We start from the raw sequence: 22,125 nt of genomic DNA, 5'->3' as shown, positions 1-22,125 counted from the left end.
TCTCACGAAACGGCTTTTAAATTTTTGCTTTTGTGCTATCGATTTCCGCTCTTTTTCTTTTTCAGGGATTCAATAAATGACAACAGCCTTTCTACCTGCACACGGTAATGAAATGTCGTTGTCGTCAGCTCGTAGCCTTTTTGTCCTACGGATGCGGCCTGCTGGTAATTGTTGAAAATGAACGCCAGCTTTTGCGCCAGCCCATCGGTGTCACCCGGTTCCACCAGGTAGGCATGCACGCCGTCGTTCAGGTAGGCAGGCACATCTCCCACCTTAACCGCGACAACTGGCTTCGACGTGGCCAGGAATTCCGACAATTTAGAGGGATACGACGCTTCCGATTGCAGGTCTTTGCCCCGTACCATGACCAATGCCCCGGCGTGGGTGATGTAGCGTGTAATTTCCTCCCGCGGCAAAAAGCCGAGCACCTGCACTTTGTCGGAAATGCCAAGTTCGGAAACAAGGTTCCGGATCTTTTCTTTTTCTGTCTGCGACGCCAACCCGCCAAGTACCAGGCGAACAGCCGGTTGCTGGGACGACATCCTGGCAAAAGCCCGAATCAGCAGGTCTACATTGTCCCGGTCGAACGTGAGCGAGCCAAAGTACCCGATGTAAGGTTCCTTCATCGGGTTAGTGCCGAACAAACGAAACCGCGTATTGTCGACCGTACTGGGTAATAGCAGAAGCCTTTTTTCGCTCACGCCTTTCTGCCGGAAAAACTGTACGAGGTATTGCGAAATGCAAATAATGCCGTCTGCCAGGTGCGCTTCGAGGTAACATTTGAACAGGCCCTGTTTGCGTTTCCAAAATCCATCCTGGTAATAACGAAGCGGGTGCTCGTTGCACTCATTCAACAGCACGGCACCAAACAATCGTGATAAAACCCAGGCATAGACATGAGTCAATGAAAAATTGCTGTAGGCAATGATCGACTCGATGCGCTGGGATTTGCTGATCTTTTTCAGCAGTGTATACGTATTCCAGTATTTTTTTACCGTCAGCCAGCGGCGAACGAAGAAGGAAGGATTACGCTCCTGTTGTCCAAACGGGTAGTTGAAAGGAATGCCATCCGCAACGCCGCTTGTTTCCTTTACATAATCGTTTCCGAAACAAACAACATCTACGTTCACGTTGCACTCTTTCAATCCCTTGGCATAGGTGAAGACCCGGTTGGTGGCGGCGCCCCCTTCCGGAAAATGAAACAAATCACCTAAAATAACAACTCCCATTTCTCTTTACGTGTTTGTATGAATATATTGATCGTTTCTCGTTTATACCGGCGTCGCAGCCAATTTAGCTATCCAACTGCCCCTTTCTGCACGGCCATTGAACAGGCAAAAAACAAACCACGGCCCAGTTCGCTGCATTCAACCGTCCACTCTCATCGTTTTGCGTAAGTTTTTGCCCGTATTTGCTCCGCAAGATCTTTTGACAAAGCTCTCGTGAAGATGGCGGCACCGGCGCTGTTCAGATGCGAATAATCTTTAAAATATTGTCCTTGCACGTATAAGGAATCTAACTTGGAATAATCCAGGTATACGGCGTTAGGATATTGAGCGCAGATGGCTTTGATCTGGTTCGATACCTGGTCGTGGACCGTATTCGTCAGGTAAACCGGGGAATTGACCACCGCCACCGGGATGTTGCGCTGCCGGCAGGTAGAAATAATTTCTTTGAGGGTAACAAATTTCTCCGGCGGATAAGGGTTGACGAAAGTTGCATTCATGCGTGCCGCCACGCCGCTGGTGTCGATCGTTCCATCGAGCGGCTTAAATCCGTTGAGCGTATCAGATCCGCGCTTCAGGTTACCGCTGATCAGCGAGGCGATGGTTGAGTTGTACGGATAAATCGAAGAGGCGAACTTCAGGTGTTCGAAATAGCCGTTCCCGGTCAGGGCGTTATAAATAAGCGAATCCCTTTTGTAATACGGCAGCAGCAGCTTCAGGCTTTCTTCGGGATTGGGCAGGGAAAGTGTACTGGGCGAAGCCTCGATCACAACAAAGCGCGGCGTGTACCGCTTCAGCGTTTCATTCAACTGGATCAGCGAAAACAGGAAGCCTTCACCGGCAAAACCACAATTATAGGTCGTCATTCCCGTTGACTGGCTAATGATGTTGGGAATGAAGTGATGTTCCGCACGGCTGCTGCCAAGAACTAAAATTTCCTGGCGGGTAGAGTCGAGCGTATAACGGAGTTTGCGAACGGTGTATTCGTTCGATCGCACATACAATTTTTGACAAACAACGCCAATGACTTTGTCGAGTGCGAGCACGATACCAAGGAAGATGAGAAGCCTGACCAGGTTCTTTTTCATAACAATTTAAAACTGGAAGTAAATAAACTGACTGCTGTCAAAAACACCAATCAACAGGATAATGATAATCAACATTACGTAGGCCAGTTGCTCTTTCAGCCAATACCTGGACTGGAACGGCAGCGGCGTATGAATGACGTATTCCTGCTTCATTTCCACCAGAAGCAAAAACAAGATGCTGATCACACAATAGGCCAGTTGCGGCAGATCGCCGATGTACAGCGGTCCCTGGAACTCGAAGATTCTGCGGACAATCAAAAAACCATCGTCGGCCGAATTGGCGCGGAAAAAGATCCAGGCAAAACAAGCCAGGATAAACGTGGTAAAAATTTGCAGAAAGCGGTGGAGCGATGGCTGCCGGTCCAGGCCGACAAAGGCAGTCAGCTTGTTCCGCCATTTTGCAGTGACCAGCGCAAACACAAGGTAAAACCCGTTGATGGCGCCCCAAATGATGAAGGTCCAGTTGGCCCCGTGCCACAAACCACTTACCAGGAAAACAAAAAACAGGTTGAAATACCATCGCGGCACCGACACGCGGTTTCCGCCCAGCGGGATGTAGAGATAATCGGTGAACCAGGTTGACAGCGAAATATGCCAGCGCTTCCAAAATTCCGAAATCGTGCGGGAGAAATACGGCCGGTTAAAATTCGTCATGAGTTTAAAACCCATGACCCGGGCCGCACCGATAGCAATGTTGCTGTAGCCCGAAAAATCGCAATAAATCTGGAAGGCAAAAAACACGGTGGCGAGCGCCAGCGTAAAGCCGGAATGTTTATCGGGGTTGTTGTACACCGCGTTCACATAGATGGCCAGCCGGTCGGCGATCACCAGCTTAATGAAAAAGCCCCACAGCATCAGCTTTAGCCCGTCCACTACCCTTTTAAAATCGAAGGAATGTTTTTCGTAAAACTGGTGCAACATGTTTTGCGGCCGCTCAATGGGTCCGGCCACGAGTTGCGGGTAAAACATCACGTACAGGGCATAGATCCCGAAATTCTTTTCTGCTTTTTGCTTGCGCCGGTACACTTCAATGGTGTAACTCATCGCCTGGAACGTGTGAAACGAAAGGCCAATCGGCAGCAGGATGCTCAGGTTGGGTATCGAGTTGCGATAGCCGAAGGAATTGAGCAAAACCGACAGGTTGTGGTTTAAAAAATTGTAGTATTTAAACACGGCCAGCACGCCGATATTGGCCACCAGGCTCGCGATCAGGAAAACCCTGCGGCCCTTGCCTTCCATCTTCTCGAGCCAGATGCCGGCAAAATAGTCGACGATAATGGTGCCCCCGAGGATCAAAATGTAAATGGGCACAAATACCATGTAAAAATAACAGCTCGCCACCAGCAGCATAAACCAGCGGTAGCGGTGTGGCAAAACAAAATAGAGTGTTGTTACCACGATAAAGAAAACAACAAAATGAAGACTGTTGAACAACATGGCGGACGGGTTTTGGTTGGTTCGCTCGTTTGGGTACCGATTGCGTTACCAGGAAATTGAAATGAATGGTTTGTTTTAAGGGTTGATTGTTTTGAGCACTTTACACGGATTACCGCCGGCAATCACGTTTGGCGGAATGTCCCGCACCACAAGACTGTTAGCGCCGATGATGGAATTTTCGCCAATCTCAACGCCTTTCAGTACAACGCAATTGAGGCCGATCCACACGTTGTCGTGGATGACCACCGGTGCCGGTTCCGTTTTGCTGATATCGGTGTGCCAGTCGAAATCGGTGATGACCGAATTGGCCCCGCAGAGTACATTGTTGCCGATCCGGATGTCTTTGGCCGCCCCAATGGTCACCCCGCTGAAGCCGCAGTTTTCGCCGATGACGATCGTTGCATTCTCTTCGTGGGTCGACAGGATGCATTTGCGATTCACGCCGATCAGGTTGGAGGTCTGGTCGGAACGAAAGGTGCAATTCTTTCCAATCTCTATTTGTGAGAAGGGATAGCGACGGAAGTGGGGAATGCCGTAAAACCGGCATCCTTTCGCAACGTTGATGCCTCTTAATTTGGCAATAATGGCCACCAAAAAACCGGAAGTGGCCTTGTAAAAGGAAGAGAAAAGATTGTCGGATTTGTGAACCCACCAGCTTCCTCTGTCCTGGGTAATTTTTGTCAACACATTTTTAGTCATAAGCTACGGGCAGATTATCAGTTAACAGGGCTTCCTCCGTGATCTCGTTTTCGTCGATTTCCACGATATAAATGGATTTCAGGAACCGGATATAGATGACAGCCAGCACAATTCCCATCTCGCTGAAATTAAAATACACCATCGTGGCATTGGCAAAGCAAAACCCAAGAAGGCCATAGAAGCTGGCCCAAAAGCCGTATTGCCGGCCAACGCCCCAGGCATCTTTCAACAGGAAGAAAAGGGCGAGCAAGAGAAACCCAAATCCAACGACACCATAGAAATATAAAAAGCACAGGTAACCAACGTGGATCAGCGGTGCTTCCCCCTGCAGCATCGCAATGACGTCCGGTCGTGTTTTGGGACCGACGCCAAACAGGGGATGTTCGGGAAACACCTTCAGGAATACTTCGTAGGACAAAACCCTGGCCTTGGCGGAAGCGAAATCCGACTCTTTTTCAAGGATCCGTTTTTCAATAACGTCGTTGATGTTGAAATTGGCCTTTTGCGCAACCACTCCCGCCACGGCGATCAGGGCCACAAAGGCACCAACAAAATAAAGCTTGCGTGTCATTGAATATTTTCTCGAGAAGAACAACTGCATGAACGCAATGATCGTGGAGATCATGATGTAGCGGCCTTTGGTAAGGAATGCCACGATGATGCCGGTCAGGATCGACATTGCCAGGATCGGCGTTTTACTTTCGTATACGCTGATCGCGATGGCCACGAGAATGGGAAAGGTCACACCCACCGAGTTTAGTCCCGTCCAGCTGTAGATAGAGGGCAGCCGCTCTTCATTGGTGTACGACAGGTCGTAATCCACCGCCGAATTAAAAAAGAAGTGCACGTCTCTCGTCTGCAATATGCTCACGACCAGTGACAAAAAAAGAACCACCAGGATGTTCCTGTTCATCCGCTCGATAAATCGTTCGTCGAACTGCGTATTTTCCACCACGATAAAAAACAGGGCGGCCAGTACGTTGGAATCGGAAAGAATAAAATACAATTTGCTCGATCCATCCGGCAGCGCATCGTTCACAAAGGCCGACCCAACGTGGTAAGCGGTAAAGAGCAGGAAGCACACCAGGTAATTCGGCAGCCGCTTGTTCTGGTAGATCAAAAAATAGATCGCCAGCGGAAACAGCAGGCTGGTAACCACCAGCTCAATCGGCTTGTGGGCAAACGAAAAACACAACCAGGCCCAAAATGGGTAGAATGGGTACAGGACACTGAATAAATTCAAACAATATTTATTCATGGCTCCAAATTAATTGACTTGGTGATTGGGTTGTTTTCATGCTGTTTGACAGGTAAACCGGATCTCTTTTTAATTGGCCACGTCTTCCACCGGCAGGGCTTCTTTTTGCTTCACGATATTGACGTTGCCAATGGATGCATAGATGTTAAGGAGGTTTTGAACGATCGCATCCGGGTGATGGCGCTCCAATGCCCGTTTGCGTGCATTGCGTCCCAAATCGGCCGCAAACCCCGGATTTTTTATCAACTCAAGGATGGCTCCTGCGAGGGCATAGGGGTCGCCGTCCTGCACCAGTAGACCTTCTTTATTATCAACCAGCAACGAACCGGTGCCGCCGGCATAGGTGGCAATCACCGGCATTCCCAGCAGCATGGCTTCGCAAATACTGTTTGCACTGTTGTCGATATGCGAGGGATGAATAAAAAGGTCGGCATTCAGTTCGGTTTGTACCAGGTCGCCAGCCGTCAGCTTTCCTACAAAATGCACATCGACATCACTGAATTTCAAGCCTGTCTTTTTCTCAAATATTTTCACCAGCACATGGTCACCGGGAATACCGGCGACCAGCCACTGGTATGGAAAAGCGTTGTTTTTTTTCAGCAAGGCGGCTGCTTCCAAAATTGTTTCGAGTCCTTTGTAAATGTTGGCCTGGATGGTCGAAACAAACACCTTCGCTTTTTGCGCATCCTTTTGCCAGCAAGCCCGGAAAAATTCTTTCCGCAGCATTTCGTCGCTGTGAAAATAACGGGCCTCCGGCGAAAGAACCTGAGTAACACGTTTGTCCCAGTCCGTCCGTCCCATAAAATAGCGGCCCAGTCTGAATATTTTCCGTTCCCGTTCGGCTGCTTTTTGAAAATACCGGTACCCATGTAACAGGCTTTCGGCTTTTAAAAAACTTTTCAGGGAAGAATGACGGACAAGGTCCGACTTTGACACATTCCCGGAAAACCATTTCAATTCGTACACGGACAGGATTCCCTGCAGGTGAATCACCACCGGCACGTTGACCTTGTCGATAAGCAGGCCAAACGCGTCTTCGGTCCCGAAAATATTGATCACATCGGGCTTGTACTCGTTGACGATCTGCACACAATAATTTACCAGGCTTTCATTGTCCAGGCGATTGCGGTGCCTGTCAGCGAGCAGTTTCTTTTTGGATGTGTTGTCCGGGATGGCGAAATAGGTCGTTCGGTTCTTCGAAAATTTTTGCAAGGCACCCTGTCCGTGCCGGAAGGCCACGCCCAATTCGATTTGCGCAACAGCGCCGATCTTTTCCTCCAGCGAATTGATCCAACCTCCACCGATTGTCGGAAGGTTCAGCATTTCAGCAGCGAGTGAAGGCGTATTCGTAAACCACAAGACCCTGGCTGGCTTATCTGTTTGCATAGATATTCAAAAAGTTGTCGAAGTTGTTGAGTGTTTCGGGTCCAAGGAACGGCGTGCGGTTGTTGATAATGGCCGATTCGATATAATACCGGAAGCCACTGGCACGCAGGGCACGCAGAATCTCGTCTAGCCGCTGTGGCTCATTGGCAATGGAATGGTATTCAATAAAAAGATGCTGCACGTTTTGTAACAAATCCTTGCAATCTTCGATCACCACGGCCTCTGCTCCTTCAATATCAAGTTTGAGGAAATCAACTTTGCCCTCAAGGTAGGGTTTCAGGCTCGTTGTTTCGATTTCCGTGATGGCCACATCTCCTGCAGTGCTGCCATTCTCCCCGACAATGCTGCCGCCGTCGGCACCTTCCGCCCGGAAACGTAGCGTACCCTCCGTATTCCAAACACCTTTGTTCACCAGCGTTACATTACGAAAGCCACGAGCCTCGACATTTTTTTCCAGGGTGGAAAAGATTTTCTTATCCGGCTCAAAGGCAATGATCCGGGCCTTGGGATAGAGCTTTTTAAAATAAAGAATGCTCATGCCGATGTTGGCGCCGCAGTCGATGATCAGTGGTTCATCGGTATCGGCCCTGAACTTGTACACGCTGCCATTCAATACCGAAAAATACTGCCCGATAAAAGAGGCAGAATCAACAAAACGGAAGTCTCCACCCAAAAGATTTGTCTCACCATTTTGGTAGCGCGGAATTTTTTTGATCCGCCCGATCTCCCGTGCTTCGGTCGAGTATTGGTAGGCTGCTTTTTTGGCAATCTTTTTCAGAATGTTAGTTACTTCCCCCATAATCCAGTGGCTTTGTTGTTGATGATTTTATTGTATTGAATCGAAATCCAAATCATGTTGATGACTCCCAGGATGACGTTTCCCAGCAGAACGCCGCCAACGCCGACGGCTTTTCCTAAAACGATTGCCAGGGGTATGTTCAGGAGCATGCCAACCACTCCTGCATACAATTGGATCTTCACTTTCCCTACCCCATTCAGGAACTGGCTATAGATGCCGTTCCAGGCATTCACCAGCACATAAACGGCCAGGATCAGTGAAATATTAAACGGGATGACAACCTGGTCGCCCACCCAAAAGCGGTAAACAAACGCCGAAAGCAAAAGCATGGTCAGCGTGCCGAAGGCAAGGAGAAGCCAGAACAGCTTCAGCTTTTTCATAGTGCCTTTAATCCAGGGAATATCCTGCTTGATCCAGGCTTCTGTAAAGGCGCTCCAGAACGGGGTGATGAATATGCCAAAAATCATCGGCACAACGCCAAAATATTTGTAGGCAATGTTATAGGGCGTTACCTGTGTGGGGCCAAAAAGCTGGGCGATGATGATGTTATCGGTTTGGTACAGGACTACGAAGGAAATCTGGATGATAAAAAATTTCATCCCGATGCCCATCAAATCTCTCGCATGGCGCATATTCACATACCGGAGTGAAGGCGCATATAACCTGTAGTCGCGTTGAAAAAACCAAAGCGTGGAGGCCGTCAGCACCACGATCGGCGCAGCACCCAGGGCCAGTCCCAGGTAAACCAGGTTCCCGGCCGTGGTTTTCGTAAGAATGTAAATGACGACCAGCGAAAAAACGCTGCCGAGCAGGTTGAAGGCGGCCGCTTTGGCAGGTTGCTGGTTGGCCGTAATGATCGTTGTGATGAGTTGCAGAACGAACTGCAGGCAAAAGAAAACAAAAACGATCAGGGCGAGTATACGCAGCTGGCCGCCCATCCCGGCCGGGGCATTGAGAATTTTCTCCCAGTTCAGGAAGGGATTGATGCAAAGAAAAAGCGCCAGCACAACGCCGATGATCAGGCCAAGGATGGCATACGTCGTGCTGACATAAACGCGGGCCTTTTCATGCTCGCCTTTGGCCATGGCTTCGGTAAACTTGTTTCGAAGCCCATTGCCGAAACCGATGTCGAAAAAGCCAAACCAACCGATGATCGAGCTGAGTGTCAGCCAAATACCGTATTGCGTGGGATTGACATAGTGGATGGTAAGCGGTACCAGCACCAGGCTGATAGCGATACTGCATCCCCTGATAAAAAAGGAAGCAAAGATGTTTTTGACGATGTTGGTGCTGCGGGCATGGCCCCTGTCGAAATAACTGCGAAAAGCCCTGATCGGTAAAGCAATATAATTCATCATTCCCAAAAGCAAATGTTTATTGCAGTGAATAGCGTTCCTTTTTCAGGACAGCCAACAACTGCGAATGTCTTTTTTGATGTGTTGAAATTTCTAACTGAAACGTCTGGAAGCCGCGGGGCGGATCTCATGCCAGGCTTTTGATTTGCACGGCGCCAGGAGGTTGGCGTTGCAATGACGAAAGGTCTTTTCTTTCTTAGCGAACAGAGCTTCGCTCATCCCAGTACCAGTCCGATACCAAGTTAATGAAAGAATTATTTATTTTCCTGCTGATCCGATGCGTGTTTTTCCTCCAGTCATTGCCGTCAGGTCGGCTCGGTGTACTTGGAAGAATACACATTTGTGTAGCCATAACCATAGCCATAACCGTATGTATTTTTTGCAAACCCTCTCGGTTTAATGCTGTTAAAGACGATCGCCAGGTTTTTCAGTGATTTGACCTTTGCGTTCTTGTCGAACAACTGCACGATCGTTTTTGGCGTGTATCCGTGGCGAACAACAAACAAGGTCTTGTCGCAAAAATCCGATAGCACGTATGCATCAATGACGGCATCGATCGGCGACGTATCCACAAGAACATAGTCGTAATTGGCTTCCAGGTAAGAAAAGAACTCGTTGGTTTTGTCGCTGTGCAACAACTCCGTTGGGTTGATTTCCGACCTGCCGGCTGGTATAATATACATATTGGAATACCCGCTTTGCTCGATTTCGATCTTGTGGATGGTGGTTTCAATTTTTATTTTGCCCTCGAGGAATTCGGCTACGCCTTTTTCCTGCTGCATTCCAAAAGTTCTGGATGTTTTCGGGCTGCGAAGGTCAAAGTCAACCAGGACCACTTTTTTACCCGACATGGCAAGGCTAAGACCCAGGTTTGAAGCAATAAAGCTTTTTCCTTCGCCTGAAATACTGGACGTGATCATGATCTTTTTCTCGTTTGCCACCTTGCTGTAAAGTCCAATAGACGCTCTTAACTGGCGAAACTGTTCGGCCATGAAAAGCTTTTTCGGATCCACAATGACCAGTTCGTCTTTGTGTTTGACACTGGTGATCTCACCGGCAACCGGCAGTGCGGTAAGGGTCTCAATCTCGGAACGGAAAAGGATTTTATTGGAGAAGAATTCTTTTGCACTAACAATGCCAATGCCCAGGATAAATGCCAGTACCAGGGCCATTGCGTAGGTCTGCATTTTTTTGGGGCTGACCGGTGCGGACGAAGCCACTGCCGAATCAAGGACCCGGCTGTCGGCCGCGATCGAAGATGATGATAATACAGCTTCTTCTCTTTTTTGCAGCAGGAAGGAATACACCCCGCTTTTAATCGATTGCTGGCGGCTCATATCCAGCAGAACACGCTCTTTTTGCGGAATGGTTCGCAGCATCGAAGTGTACGTACCGCTTGTGGAGCTCAGGTCCCGCCGGCTGGCCTGCAGGCTTCGCTGCTGGTTGCGGATATTCTCGAGCACCGCTGGTCGGAGCTGGTCGATCTCTTTTGCCACGGCAGCTACGCCTGGGTTGTTTTCACCAACCGTTTTTTTCATCGACTCGTACTTCAGCTCATTTTCGCTCAGGCGCTGGAGCAAATTCGTCAGGCCGGGGTCGCTCAAGCCAACAGTAGACGGAACCATCCCGGCCGCTTCGCCTTTGTTGACCACGTAGTTCTCCACCTGGTTCAGGATCGCCAGTTGGGCGCTGATGTCACCTACTTTCCTGTCGTTCTCACCTACGTTTTGCAAAAACTGTTTTCCCTGCTCGCTCAGATCCACGATACCTTTTGTTGCCTTGTAGTTCTGCAGGGTGCGCTCGATCGAATCAAGGTCGCGGGCCACGGTTTTCAACCGCTCTTCGATAAACGAAACAGCACTGGAAGCCATGCTGTTCTTTTCTTCAATCGTATATTTCGTATAAGTGCTGATCAGCTCATTCAAGATGTCCTGTGCACGGTTTGGCGACTCATCGTGATAGGCAATGTCCAATACCGTAGAAGACTTACTGGAAGGGTTAACACTGATGTTTTGCACCAACCCGCCGGCGGTATTCACTGGGAGGTTCAGTGTAAAATAGAGAGGGCCGGCTGCGGCTTGCTGAAAATTAGCGTTGCGGGTGAATTTTAAAACGCCGTATGGGGTGGTTACCCAGGAATTGACAGGATATTTACGGCCACCGATAGTAACGGCCGACTCAGCATTGTTGAACGTAAAAAAGATGCGGTCTTTGGCGGCGGTATGGTCCGGATCTTTGGCCTCGATGATAACCGGAGAAGTGGTATAGGCTGACACGTCTTTGAAACTTCCTTTTTCATAAACCGGCGCATACAACTTCAGTTTCGTCACGACTTTCTTCATCAAGTCTCTTGACTGGAGCACCTCAATTTCATTCTCAACAATTTTCTTCGAGGAGGAAATATTCAGCGATTCGAGGAGTTTAGAGTCGTCCGTTCCCTTTTTTTCATCTTTTATAACCACCGAAGCGGAGGCCAGATAAACAGGGGTGACCGTTTTTAAATATAGCCACGCCCCAATAGCGCTCACCACCAGCAAAAGAATAAAAAGAGGCCAGTAAGGGATAAATCGAAACCTGATCACGCTGATCAGGTTATCTTCTTTTTTTTCTTTTTTATAGGTCAGAATATTCATATATCAATGATGGTTGTCTCGTTTTCTCAAAACTATTGCCGGTGCCTTTTCTTCCCAGGACCTTTCAACTGATTTGTCCCTGCTTACGGTTTCAGCCGAACAGCCCCTATCCCTACTCTGCTTACACCTGTAGCGTCGTTAATTTAAAGATAAGTAAATCCTTTAGCAAAGTTTAAGCCTATCCATTTATCGAGCCGCCTCCCGGTCCCTGTCTTCAACATTTCTTTACCGCTTGTCCCCGGGCGGAGTTTTCTGGCACAATGCACTTTTCCTGCTGCAACTTCAATGGCAGCTTGTTGAGAAAAAATTGTGCCGCCCGACAATCACCACAAGCAGTTAACGATAACAAAATGACAAAGGCCTTTTAATCCAATTGTTCATTGCCCTGTTTTGGGATGCGTCATACACCGGTTACCCCTACACGAATGAATGGCCCAGCCATGCAATCAGAGAGCGACGGGAACGACACAGGAAAATTGAGATTTTACGAGAATGCGGACAGCTTTAAAAGCATTTCTCCCGGCTTGTCATGAGGATGATGGGTACTCAAATCGAAAGCCATTTTACTTGGCTTCCGGAAATTTCGACGATGGTAAAAGGTTTCAGTAGGATATCAGGTGTAACCAAATGTACAATTTTGTTGCCGAAGTTTTTGGTTCAGCAACCGGTCAGCCACATGGTTATGGGGATCTGCGTTTGTTTGGGCCGCAGTCATGGGGCTGTTTTTTCGTTCAGCTTTTGCCTGTTTGTAGCCAGCTTCCCATCCGGTACTAGCCTGCTACAGCTGAAAGATATTGGTCCATTACAGGCAGCAAGTCCAGCTCAGAATCGAATGAGGTGAGCATGAGATTTTGCAGATCGACCGTGCAACGGATATCCCCCGCCATGACCAGGAACTCCAACAGCTGACTCTTTGTTGCAAAATGTAACGAAATAGACTTCATTTTGGATAGGGTTGGATTACGCACAAACATAAAAGTTAACGCTTATTTCATCAACGTGAAACTACGCATTTTGGACGTCGAAAAAGACCAAACGCTTGTTATTCAGTCTTTACTCACATTGCTATCATTTATACTACGAGCCGGTTTTTTGCATACGGTCTGGTTGAACCGGACTTATCAATTTGGGGAAAATATTGCCTGAAATTGGCGATTGTAAAGAATGGATAGTTCGAAGGATTGCCCTTGCGTTGAAACAGATGGAATCCATTCTGTTAATTCAGGTGGTCGTGAAGGGATTGTTTTATTTGTGTGTCAAAATCGGCCGGCGTTTCGCCAGATAAACAATCAGTCAGATTATCCTCGACAAAAACGCGTTTACGGGCAAGAGTGAACAACAAATAACCGCAAACGCTGCAAGCCAGAAAGAACGTACTGTATTGCGAAAAGGAAAAACCGGAATGAAACCAGACCCAAACCGAATACACCAAAACAACAGGCATTAGAAAGACACCAATCCAACTGCTAACGATAAAAAAGAGCAAACCGAAACAAAGCCACCCATTGCCCAGAAAGAAAGCCGTCACCGGGATGGCCAGCATAAAAAGTAGAAACAGGCGGTAGAAAATGGAATAATACCCATCGCTCACGTACACCTCGGTCATTTGCTCTTTATCCATAAACTGGCTGATTGAGGGAAATCCGACCGGAAAATCTTCAACATCCATTCCACTTTGATTGCCATTGCCACTCGGAAAGGCAATCGCAGGGCTCTCGCGGTTCGGACCTTGAATTTAAACAAAACGCCAATACGATGGGGCTTTCAATTCTTGCAGGAAAACCCGGAAAGAAAAACCGAGCTTTTCCGGCAACGAGCAGTGCTGCAACAGAATATCGTTAAGATACGTGGCGACCACAGCTGTTGCAACAAAAGACCAGCGCCGGCCGACCGGGAGAATATTTTGTGTAGATGTTTGAAACCTCCAGGTTCCGTCTAATGGTGATTTTCCAGATGAGGCACCAGTTCGTCTTCCGATGCTACATGGACAAGCGTACCGCCCTCGCCAGTCCGGAAAATCCCGGCGTTCAGATCGAACATTTCCTTTAGTTCCTGCTCCACCCTTGCTGCAGAAAACCAGGACTTGATCTCCAGTGCACCATTATAATGGTAATGTCGGATGTATTCAATCCGGTCGGTTTTGTTCAACCGTGGCGGGTTAACAGCTGAAAATTTTTTCAATGGAGAGGCGTAAAATCGGATTTCGAGGCCCGGGAAGCATTCCCTGAACCGGTCCTCTACTTCTTCAATCGTCATGCAATCGCTGATATGTAAGAACATGTTTGGGTAATTTGACGTTTTCGTTAGGTTGAAATTTCATCGACTATGCCAATACAGTAAAAATACTGGCCCTAGGTAAACACGTTAAATTCAATGATGCGCAATAAAAAGCGGCAGGTCTACCATCCGGATCAACGCGTCGGCATGGCTTTTCCTGAACAAATTAGAGACGATGCCCCTGCCATAAGCGCCCAATATGACGATCTTTTTTGTTTGCAAAAAGAAATAAGTAAACAGTTTTTCCTTTGCATTTCCTTTCAATACCTGGCGTGTCACCGAAGAATAATGCATATTCAACCAGGCCATCATCCGCTTTTGTCCGTCGGTACCTTTTTCGTTCTCCCCTTCTGCATGAACCTGCAGGAGCACTGCGCGGCTGTTTTTAAAAACGGGAAAAAGCAGGGTAAATTGTTTGATCGCAAAAACCGATGAAGCACTGTCATCATAACAAAACACCACCTCATTCACGCCTGCAAATTCTTTTGGTGAAAGCAATACCGGGCATTCGGAGTGAAGAAGGATCTCCCTGACCATTTGCGAAGGCGCCCCCTCGTGACCTGGCGAAAGCCGGAATTCAGGATCGATGATGATAAAGTCGGCAAACCGGCTTTCGCTGAGCGTTTTGACCACCGGGTTTCCCTGGTCGATAACCAAATCCAGTTCTACACCCGCAAAACGGCATTCTTCCTCGATCAAATTGACTGTTCTGTCTGTATTGGCCCGTACAAGGACAGCCTCGCCGGTTTGAACCACATTGGTGAAATACTGGAAAACCTCCGGTTGTTCCATTAAGACCGGTTCGTAATGGGTCGATTCAAATAAAATTGCCGTTAGTCCTGTTCGTTCTAAAGATGCGATCCGGGCAGCAAATTCAATCGACGGCACGTCGGGATGGTGCGCATTGACGATCAGTAAAATCCTTTCCATTGATCTTTTTTACAAAACTAATTTGTCGCGTAAGGACAGAATTGACATCCATTAGAAAGACAACTGATTGTGCTCAGGGATCGGGCTGTAGGCAGGCAATGACCGGGCTAGGACTGCTTTTCAAAATACGGCACTTCATCCCGGGCGATGGCTTCTTTTTGCTGCCAGTAAGCCAGCGTCACCACATGCCCGTCTTTAGTTTTGAGCAAGCGTCCAAAAACAGCATTGACCGGGTTGAACGTCACATCCGTCACACCTATGGTGAATGTTGTGGGCGCTGGTGGCGGCGCAGGGGCCGTTTCAATTGTTTCCGCAGCCGGAGCGGCAGGTGCGGTAGCCGCTTTGGGCGGTGCGCTGGGCACGACGACCACCGTGTATTGGTTCGATTCCAACAGGTCTTTTAAAAAATCCACCCGTTCCTGCGAAGCGTTCTTTTCTACGATGGCGCATTTCACACCATTCAGTTCTTCAAATTCGTGGTTCTTGTTAATGGCCATGAGAATTTTTGTTTACTTTTTTGAAATGATCCCGGCTGCCTTACTGCAATCCATAGCTGAGCGAATGAATGTACTCATAGATCCAGCTCACAAAGCCAACGACAATCACACCAACCATACAGGCATACAGTGCAAGACGAGGGAAAAGCGGGATCGTGATCTTTTCAATCGGCTCCGCATTGCTGGCCATAAAGATGGCTTTGACAATGCGCAGATAGTAGTAAAACGAAATCACCAAGTTGAGTGCAGCGATGCTGATCAGCCAGTAGTTTCCTTTTGCGGCACCGGCAAAAAGAAGGAAATATTTTCCAAAGAACCCTGCTGTTGGCGGCACGCCTGCCAGCGAGAACAAAGCAATTGTCAGCATCCAGGAAAGCACGGGATTGGTTTTGTAAAAGCCTTTGTAATCGGAAATACTTTCCTTGCCTGTGGCAGCGCTCACGACGGACACCACGCCAAACGCGGCCAGGTTGGAGAAAACATAGATCAGCACAAAATACACCACAGCACTCATCCCCTCCGGCGAACTACCGCCGATACCGATCAGGATAAAACCAATTTGCGCTATGGAGGAAAAAGCCAGGAAGCGCTTGAAATTATTTTGCCGGATGGCAAAGAGGTTTCCCACAAAAATGGTCAGCAGCGACAGGATAAAAAACATCAGGTACCACACACCGGCGATCGGACGAAAAACAGTGTACAACACCGACACAAATACAAACAGTACCGCACCTTTTGAGATGACGGACAAAAACGACGTGACTGCAACCGGGGCGCCTTCGTATACGTCGGCGGTCCACAGGTGAAAAGGCACAACGGAAATTTTAAAGCCAAATCCTGCCAGCATGAGTATGAACGCAAAGAGCTGCAACGGATCGCCGGTGATGTGCTGGGGCAATTGTGAGAAAGTCAGCGTGCCCGTTGTGCCGTAAATCATGGAAATACCAAAGAGCAGCAGGGCCGATGCAAAAGCCGAGGAAAAGATCAGTTTCATGGCCGCTTCGGAAGATCGCCGTTTGGTGAGGTCGAAATTGGCGGCTGCCGCCAGCGGGATGGTCGACAATTCCAGGCCGAGATAGAACATCAGCAAGTTGCCACCCGAGATCATAAAGAACATACCGAGCATTGTAGAAAGAAGCAGCATGTAAAATTCAGGTGTGTGCTTATGCCCTTTCAGCCAGGACCAGGACTGCAGGGAGATGATCAACATCCCCAGGTTCAGGATGTTTTTTTCCAGCACCATCAGGCCGTTGTTGCGAAACATTTCATTGAACAATACACCGTCCCTGTTGCTTATAAAACCGAAGATCAAATTGAGCAGCAACAAGCCGTTCACAATTTTCAGGTAGCTCTCGTTGCTGCGGTCTTTTCCCAGCTTTAGGATCAGCAGGAAAAAGATGATCACCACGAGTGCCATTTCCTGTTTCATGAGTAGCAAAAAATCGGTCCACATAATTCAGTCTATTTAAGTGTGATGGCTTTTCCCAGTTGCTGCATAATGACATCTGTGCCGGGGGCAATCAGTTGGTTCAACAAGAATGGCGCAACGCCAATGATCACAATACCAAGGATCAAAAGGCCCGCTGCCAGCTTTTCATTCCAGGTGGCGTCGGTGAGTGTTTCGTAGGCATTGCTCATGGGTCCCATGATGGTTTTGCCAGTTGCCCGCAAAATGTAAACAGCCGTGACCACGATGGAAGCACAGGCCAAAATCGTTGCAAAGCGATACCAGCCATCCGGGTTTTGCCAGGAACCCATAAAAACGGTCATCTCCGCCACAAACCCGCTAAAGCCAGGTAAGCCAAGAGAGCACAAACCGGCAATCACAAACACGGTGGAAATGAACGGCGTTACTTTCAGCAAACCGCCCAGTTGCGCCACCACCCTTGTATGCGTCCTGCTGTAGATCATCCCGATGGCGGCAAAGAAAAGGGCTGTCATCAACCCGTGCGACACCATTTGCAGCACCGCGCCGTTGATGGATGTTTTTGTCAGCATCCCGATCCCCAATAGCACAAAGCCGCAGTGACTGACGGAGGAATACGCATTGATGTATTTCAGGTCTGTCTGCATCATGGTGGCAAAGGCGCCATAAATAATGGCAATGGTTGCCAGCAGAATGATAATCCAGGAATAGCTATGTGCCGCATCGGGCATCAGGAAGGTAGCTACCCGCAGGCAGCCGTAGCCACCCAGTTTCATGGAAATACCGGCCAGGAACATCGAAGCAGCCGTGGGTGCCGAGGAGTGACCGTCCGGCACCCAGGTATGAAACGGGAACAAAGCTGTAAAGACACCAAAGCCCACAAACGCAAACGGGAAGAAGAATTGCTGCACCTCCAGTGGAATGGACGTTTTGGCAATCTGCAACATGTCGAAGGTTTGCGTATTATAGTAAATGCCTGCTAAGCCCACAAACACCAGGGCCGAACCGCCCATGAGCATCAGGGCCAGCTTCATGGCGCTGTACTCCTTTTTACCACTGCCCCAGATACCAATTAGCAGGAACTTCGGAATCACGGCCACTTCAAGGAAGAAAAACAACGTAAACAAATCCAGCGAAATAAAGAAGCCGTACGCTCCCACGCTCAACAACATCAACAGGAAGAAGAATTCTTTGCTCCAGGTTTCCTGTGCCCAGGAAATGAGTACGCCTGCCATCACTACAAAGGCCGTCAGCAGGATCATGGCAATGGAAATGCCGTCTACTCCTACATGGTAATTAATGCCGAGTGGCTTGAACCAGGTGTAACTATCTTCAAACAACATGGGTGAGGTAACAGTGGAACGTTGCTGCCAATACTCCGTCAACAGAAAAATTGACAGGGCCAGTTGCACAACAGAACCGGCAAGCGAAAATGTTCTTACCTGTTTCAGTCCCTTGCTAAAGAGCAGGCTGACGGCAGTAAGTAGCGGTACAATGATCAATAGTGATAAGTTCATAATGCGTTATTTAAGAGCCGTAGGCTCGACCTGTTAGTAGATAAAACAGCAACGATCTTGAACATAGCTCCGTAGGAGCGACATGTTTCAATCATAAAATTCAAAGACGTATTTTTCATCGTAAGCTATCCCGAAACGCTCCAGAAAATCATGATATTCCTCACGAAAATTTTTTCTATGGTGGTGCAGCGGCTGATTTAAAATATAGTCCACTACTTTCTCCGTTTGTGATTTAGAATAACTAAATGCGCCAAAACCTTCCTGCCAGCCAAAGGCGTCGTTGACATAACCCTTTTCCTTGATAAATGCTGTAGTACTGGCTTTGACGTCCCGGACCAAATCTGAAACGGCCATGTCCGGCTTCAGGCTAACCAAAAGATGCACATGGTCTGGCATGCAATAAATGGCATAAAGCCTTTGTTTTTTATGGTTGATGATACCTGCCATATACCTCTGTATTTCTTCCCTGAAAGATTCGTTTATGAAATTTTGCCTGCCTCTGACTGCAAATACAATCTGGATGTAGATCTGTGAATAGGTATTTGGCATGATTGATTGCTTTGGCTTTTTATTTCGCTCCCACGGAGCTTAGTTTATCTATTTACCATTTCTGCCTACTAACGTTTGGCTCCTACGGAGCCTGTCTTTTGTACAAGCATTCTTTTATTTCCAGAGGTAGACATATAAGACAACAAGACCCGCAATGCCGGCGAAAAAGTACAGTGCATAATTCTGTACCCGGCCAGACTGCACGCCTTTGATCAGGTTCGACGTGGATGCCGTAACATAAGCCAGGCCGTTCATCATGCCGTCAATCACATTGCGATCGATCCAGGCAGCCGGACGGCCAATGAGATTGAAGACGACTTTTTTGGTGATGAACAGGTACACTTCATCAATGTAAAACTTCCGCTTTGCAGCCGTGTAAAAGCCACCCAACGCAGCCGCAAGTCTTGCCGGCTTTTCGTTTTCAGTTTTATAGAGATTTGCCGCTATAAGAATGGCCAGCACTGCCAATGTTACTGGTGCAATGGAAAACACAATATCCATATGCGTTTCCAGCGGTGAACCATCGGAAGTAATGAAGTTGGCAAAGGGAACAAGGCCTGCAAACAACGCACAGACCGACAAAATAACCAGGGGCAGTTTCATGGAAACCGTGCCTTCTCCATGATGCCCGTGCACGGCCGCTTCCCGTTTCCAGAAAATAGAGAAATACAGGCGGAACATATAAAATGCGGTGAGTGCGGCTGTAAACAAAGCAATGCCATACACCGCTTTGTTCGCGTTGTAGGCTGCGAATAAAATTTCTTCTTTGCTGAAGAAGCCGGCAAATGGCGGAATACCGGCAATGGCCAGACAGGCAATCAAAAACGAAATGTGCGTGATGGGCATCAGCTTGCGCAGCCCTCCCATGTCCTTCATGTCGTTACTGTGCACCAGGTGGATTACGACACCGGCACCCAGGAAGAGAAGCGATTTAAAGAACGCATGTGTAAAAAGATGGAACATGGAACCCATGTAACCCAAACCGTTTTCACCCCCATAACGTGAAATTCCCAGGGCAAATATCATGTAACCGATCTGCGACATGGTGGAATAGGCCAGCACCCGCTTGATATCGGTTTGCGTACAGGCAATCACCGCGGCAATCAATGCCGACGAAGCACCCACCCAGGTGACCACCTGCAGTGACGCTTCGTCAATGGAAAACAGCGGGAAGAGCCGGGCCACCAGGTAGACGCCGGCCACCACCATCGTTGCCGCATGGATCAGGGCCGATACCGGTGTGGGACCTTCCATCGCATCCGGAAGCCAGATATGCAGGGGGAACATGGCCGATTTACCGGCGCCGCCCACAAAAACCAACGTCAGCCCCCAAGTGAGCATGGAAACATCCAGGAATGAGGCTGTCGTTATTCCTATAAATTGCGTTGACTGTGTTGAGGTCAATCGTTCGATCAGTGTTCCAAAATCCAACGTGCCGCTATAGAATCCAAGGATCAAAATACCGATCAAGAATCCAAGGTCAGCAAAGCGGGTCACGATAAAGGCTTTTTTGGAAGCCGCAACCGCCGATGGCCGGTCGTAGTAAAACCCGATCAGCAGGAAGGAAGACACACCCACCAGTTCCCAGAAAACATAGATCTGGAAAATATTGGAAGAAAGCACCAGCCCAAGCATTGAAAAAGTAAAAAGTGAAAGAAATGCATAGTAGGTGGCAAAGCGCTTCTCCCCTTTCATGTAGCCCAAACTAAACACATGCACCATCAAGGATACAAAGCTCACCACCACGATCATCATTACGGAAATGGGATCGAGAAGGATGCCCATGTCGATGGAGAGATTGGGTGAAAACTGCAGCCAGGTAAACTTTACCGCTTCAATTTTTTGGTAAACACCGTTCACCTTGCCGTCAACAAAAAAGTATTGATAAGCGGTAAAGAACGAAAGCACCGTTGAAAAAAGCAGTGATGCGGTGCCAATGATACCGGAAGAGGCATTGAAATATTTTCTGCCGAATAATCCTAAGATCACAAAGGTGACCAGTGGGATCAGTGGAATCAGAAAAATAGTTTGTTGGTAGCTCATAGAGAAAAATTCAAAAGTTTGTGACCCAATATCTTAATATCCCAATTCCTAATATCTCAACTCCGCTGCGTCTTCCACATCAATGGATTTATGGCTGCGGTAAAGATTGATGATGATGGCAATGGCCACCGCGGCTTCGGCGGCAGCAATGGTGATGATGAAAACGGTGAAAAACACCCCATCCAGTTTGTCCGGGTACAGGTATTTGTTGAAGGCAACAAAGTTGATGTTGATACTGTTCAGGATCAGCTCAATGGACATCAGCATCGAGATCATGTTCCGTCGTGTAAACAACCCGTACATGCCGATAAAAAACAGTGCGGTGCTGACAAACAAAATATGTGTTAGTGGTACTGCGCTCATGATGCGACCTCCTCTTCGATGACGGTTTCGGAAATAACGACAACGGTTTCAGCCGGCGCCGGTTTCAGTTCTGTTCTCTTCACTTCGGCTTCTTTGGGTTCTGCCGGTTTTTCTTCCGCAGGTTTCATGGCAATCACAATGCAGCCAACCATCGCAGCCAGCAGCAACATGCTCACCACCTCAAAGGGAAGAATGTAACCGTGCTCCGTTGTGCTCAGCATTTGCGTCCCCATCTCACTCACCGAAACAGTAAACTGTTTTGTTGACGATTTGAAACCGTATTCGGAAATCAGGTTGTAACTGGCCCCAAAGCCAAACAAGGCAGCCAAGACCGAAAAGATGATTTTACGCAGTTGAGGCTTTGGCATTTCCTTCCCCGATTCCTGGGTAAGAAAAATGGAGAAGATGATCAAAACCACAATGCCGCCAACGTACACCACGATCTGCACAGCGGCGATAAACTCCACCTGCATCCAGAAGTATAGGGCAGCAATTCCCACCAGGGAGAACAACAACCAAATGGCGGAGCGAAAGATTTTTCGCGAGGTTACCGCCAGCAAACCTGCTCCCAGGATGAAAGCAGAAATGGCATAAAAGATAATAGCTGATGCATTCATAATTCAATTCATTTTATTCACGTTC

General features: G+C 48.2%; 20 protein-coding genes. All 20 read right to left on the bottom strand.

All coding sequences use genetic code 11. The features are described 5' to 3' along the window. Positions 1 to 35: 35 nt before the first annotated feature. Positions 36 to 1,229, bottom strand: a complete 1,194-nt coding sequence (locus tag D6024_RS24910; protein ID WP_121357543.1) for a glycosyltransferase family 4 protein — start codon at positions 1,227 to 1,229, stop codon at positions 36 to 38. Positions 1,230 to 1,381: 152 nt separating this feature from the next. Further along, positions 1,382 to 2,314: an SGNH/GDSL hydrolase family protein gene (locus D6024_RS24905; RefSeq protein ID WP_121357542.1), complete on the bottom strand. Its 933-nt coding sequence runs from the start codon at positions 2,312 to 2,314 to the stop codon at positions 1,382 to 1,384. 6 nt (positions 2,315 to 2,320) lie between these two features. Then, entirely contained in the window at positions 2,321 to 3,751 is a 1,431-nt protein-coding gene (locus D6024_RS24900; protein WP_121357541.1) for an MBOAT family O-acyltransferase, read from the bottom strand. A 75-nt stretch (positions 3,752 to 3,826) separates the two neighbouring features. Then, a complete protein-coding gene (locus D6024_RS24895; RefSeq protein WP_121357540.1) occupies positions 3,827 to 4,450 on the bottom strand; it encodes an acyltransferase in 624 nt (207 codons plus the stop codon). Further along, positions 4,443 to 5,708 (bottom strand): O-antigen ligase family protein, encoded by a 1,266-nt coding sequence (locus D6024_RS24890; protein WP_121357539.1) that lies wholly within the window; start codon positions 5,706 to 5,708, stop codon positions 4,443 to 4,445. Before D6024_RS24890 ends, D6024_RS24895 begins: the two co-directional genes overlap by 8 nt. Before the next feature lie 69 nt (positions 5,709 to 5,777). Continuing rightward, complete coding sequence (locus D6024_RS24885; RefSeq protein ID WP_121357538.1) at positions 5,778 to 7,094, bottom strand: glycosyltransferase family 4 protein; 1,317 nt, start codon at positions 7,092 to 7,094, stop codon at positions 5,778 to 5,780. Then, positions 7,081 to 7,893: an FkbM family methyltransferase gene (locus D6024_RS24880; RefSeq protein ID WP_121357537.1), complete on the bottom strand. Its 813-nt coding sequence runs from the start codon at positions 7,891 to 7,893 to the stop codon at positions 7,081 to 7,083. The genes D6024_RS24885 and D6024_RS24880 overlap by 14 nt, the downstream gene beginning before the upstream one ends. Continuing rightward, positions 7,881 to 9,251: a lipopolysaccharide biosynthesis protein gene (locus D6024_RS24875; RefSeq protein WP_162945014.1), complete on the bottom strand. Its 1,371-nt coding sequence runs from the start codon at positions 9,249 to 9,251 to the stop codon at positions 7,881 to 7,883. Before D6024_RS24875 ends, D6024_RS24880 begins: the two co-directional genes overlap by 13 nt. Positions 9,252 to 9,553: 302 nt before the next feature. Beyond that, the gene (locus tag D6024_RS24870; protein WP_121357535.1) at positions 9,554 to 11,881 is read right to left on the bottom strand and encodes a GumC family protein; all 2,328 of its coding nucleotides are present in this window, start codon (positions 11,879 to 11,881) and stop codon (positions 9,554 to 9,556) included. Positions 11,882 to 12,651: 770 nt separating this feature from the next. After that, entirely contained in the window at positions 12,652 to 12,825 is a 174-nt protein-coding gene (locus D6024_RS26935) for a hypothetical protein (RefSeq protein ID WP_162945013.1), read from the bottom strand. Positions 12,826 to 13,097: 272 nt separating this feature from the next. After that, on the bottom strand, positions 13,098 to 13,502 hold the full coding sequence (locus tag D6024_RS24860) for a hypothetical protein (protein WP_162945012.1): 405 nt from the start codon (positions 13,500 to 13,502) through the stop codon (positions 13,098 to 13,100). A 314-nt stretch (positions 13,503 to 13,816) separates the two neighbouring features. After that, complete coding sequence (locus D6024_RS24855) at positions 13,817 to 14,161, bottom strand: hypothetical protein (protein WP_162945011.1); 345 nt, start codon at positions 14,159 to 14,161, stop codon at positions 13,817 to 13,819. A 90-nt stretch (positions 14,162 to 14,251) separates the two neighbouring features. After that, entirely contained in the window at positions 14,252 to 15,088 is an 837-nt protein-coding gene (locus D6024_RS24850; protein WP_121357531.1) for a hypothetical protein, read from the bottom strand. 107 nt (positions 15,089 to 15,195) lie between these two features. Then, positions 15,196 to 15,585: a hypothetical protein gene (locus tag D6024_RS24845; RefSeq protein WP_121357530.1), complete on the bottom strand. Its 390-nt coding sequence runs from the start codon at positions 15,583 to 15,585 to the stop codon at positions 15,196 to 15,198. Positions 15,586 to 15,625: 40 nt separating this feature from the next. After that, a complete protein-coding gene (locus D6024_RS24840; protein WP_205573368.1) occupies positions 15,626 to 17,038 on the bottom strand; it encodes an NADH-quinone oxidoreductase subunit N in 1,413 nt (470 codons plus the stop codon). Positions 17,039 to 17,046: 8 nt separating this feature from the next. Continuing rightward, positions 17,047 to 18,528 (bottom strand): complex I subunit 4 family protein, encoded by a 1,482-nt coding sequence (locus D6024_RS24835; RefSeq protein ID WP_121357529.1) that lies wholly within the window; start codon positions 18,526 to 18,528, stop codon positions 17,047 to 17,049. A gap of 87 nt (positions 18,529 to 18,615) precedes the next feature. Beyond that, complete coding sequence (gene tnpA, locus D6024_RS24830) at positions 18,616 to 19,077, bottom strand: IS200/IS605 family transposase (protein ID WP_121357528.1); 462 nt, start codon at positions 19,075 to 19,077, stop codon at positions 18,616 to 18,618. A 114-nt stretch (positions 19,078 to 19,191) separates the two neighbouring features. Continuing rightward, positions 19,192 to 21,120 (bottom strand): NADH-quinone oxidoreductase subunit L, encoded by a 1,929-nt coding sequence (gene nuoL, locus D6024_RS24825; RefSeq protein ID WP_121357527.1) that lies wholly within the window; start codon positions 21,118 to 21,120, stop codon positions 19,192 to 19,194. A gap of 48 nt (positions 21,121 to 21,168) precedes the next feature. Beyond that, positions 21,169 to 21,483 carry an NADH-quinone oxidoreductase subunit NuoK gene (nuoK, locus tag D6024_RS24820; RefSeq protein ID WP_121357526.1) on the bottom strand — a complete coding sequence of 105 codons (315 nt, stop codon included), beginning with the start codon at positions 21,481 to 21,483 and terminating at the stop codon, positions 21,169 to 21,171. Further along, positions 21,480 to 22,100 carry an NADH-quinone oxidoreductase subunit J family protein gene (locus tag D6024_RS24815; protein WP_121357525.1) on the bottom strand — a complete coding sequence of 207 codons (621 nt, stop codon included), beginning with the start codon at positions 22,098 to 22,100 and terminating at the stop codon, positions 21,480 to 21,482. Before D6024_RS24815 ends, nuoK begins: the two co-directional genes overlap by 4 nt. Positions 22,101 to 22,125: the final 25 nt, after the last annotated feature.

This window comes from Flavisolibacter nicotianae, from assembly GCF_003628535.1.
Lineage (GTDB): Bacteria > Bacteroidota > Bacteroidia > Chitinophagales > Chitinophagaceae > Flavisolibacter > Flavisolibacter nicotianae.
Note: the sequence above shows the minus strand (reverse complement) of the source record. Positions and strands in the feature narration are given on the sequence as shown.

What these genes read in the sequence shown, in the direction of transcription:
- tnpA (WP_121357528.1), bottom strand. Translation starts at nt 19,077, where the DNA reads ATGCCAAATACCTATTCACAGATCTACATCCAGATTGTATTTGCAGTC.
- D6024_RS24845 (WP_121357530.1), bottom strand. Translation starts at nt 15,585, where the DNA reads ATGGCCATTAACAAGAACCACGAATTTGAAGAACTGAATGGTGTGAAA.
- D6024_RS24815 (WP_121357525.1), bottom strand. Translation starts at nt 22,100, where the DNA reads ATGAATGCATCAGCTATTATCTTTTATGCCATTTCTGCTTTCATCCTG.
- D6024_RS24860 (WP_162945012.1), bottom strand. Translation starts at nt 13,502, where the DNA reads ATGGATAAAGAGCAAATGACCGAGGTGTACGTGAGCGATGGGTATTAT.
- D6024_RS24855 (WP_162945011.1), bottom strand. Translation starts at nt 14,161, where the DNA reads ATGTTCTTACATATCAGCGATTGCATGACGATTGAAGAAGTAGAGGAC.
- D6024_RS24895 (WP_121357540.1), bottom strand. Translation starts at nt 4,450, where the DNA reads ATGACTAAAAATGTGTTGACAAAAATTACCCAGGACAGAGGAAGCTGG.
- D6024_RS24850 (WP_121357531.1), bottom strand. Translation starts at nt 15,088, where the DNA reads ATGGAAAGGATTTTACTGATCGTCAATGCGCACCATCCCGACGTGCCG.
- D6024_RS24835 (WP_121357529.1), bottom strand. Translation starts at nt 18,528, where the DNA reads ATGAACTTATCACTATTGATCATTGTACCGCTACTTACTGCCGTCAGC.
- D6024_RS24900 (WP_121357541.1), bottom strand. Translation starts at nt 3,751, where the DNA reads ATGTTGTTCAACAGTCTTCATTTTGTTGTTTTCTTTATCGTGGTAACA.
- D6024_RS26935 (WP_162945013.1), bottom strand. Translation starts at nt 12,825, where the DNA reads ATGAAGTCTATTTCGTTACATTTTGCAACAAAGAGTCAGCTGTTGGAG.
- D6024_RS24840 (WP_205573368.1), bottom strand. Translation starts at nt 17,038, where the DNA reads ATGTGGACCGATTTTTTGCTACTCATGAAACAGGAAATGGCACTCGTG.
- D6024_RS24890 (WP_121357539.1), bottom strand. Translation starts at nt 5,708, where the DNA reads ATGAATAAATATTGTTTGAATTTATTCAGTGTCCTGTACCCATTCTAC.
- D6024_RS24905 (WP_121357542.1), bottom strand. Translation starts at nt 2,314, where the DNA reads ATGAAAAAGAACCTGGTCAGGCTTCTCATCTTCCTTGGTATCGTGCTC.
- D6024_RS24885 (WP_121357538.1), bottom strand. Translation starts at nt 7,094, where the DNA reads ATGCAAACAGATAAGCCAGCCAGGGTCTTGTGGTTTACGAATACGCCT.
- D6024_RS24910 (WP_121357543.1), bottom strand. Translation starts at nt 1,229, where the DNA reads ATGGGAGTTGTTATTTTAGGTGATTTGTTTCATTTTCCGGAAGGGGGC.
- nuoK (WP_121357526.1), bottom strand. Translation starts at nt 21,483, where the DNA reads ATGAGCGCAGTACCACTAACACATATTTTGTTTGTCAGCACCGCACTG.
- nuoL (WP_121357527.1), bottom strand. Translation starts at nt 21,120, where the DNA reads ATGAGCTACCAACAAACTATTTTTCTGATTCCACTGATCCCACTGGTC.
- D6024_RS24875 (WP_162945014.1), bottom strand. Translation starts at nt 9,251, where the DNA reads ATGATGAATTATATTGCTTTACCGATCAGGGCTTTTCGCAGTTATTTC.
- D6024_RS24880 (WP_121357537.1), bottom strand. Translation starts at nt 7,893, where the DNA reads ATGGGGGAAGTAACTAACATTCTGAAAAAGATTGCCAAAAAAGCAGCC.
- D6024_RS24870 (WP_121357535.1), bottom strand. Translation starts at nt 11,881, where the DNA reads ATGAATATTCTGACCTATAAAAAAGAAAAAAAAGAAGATAACCTGATC.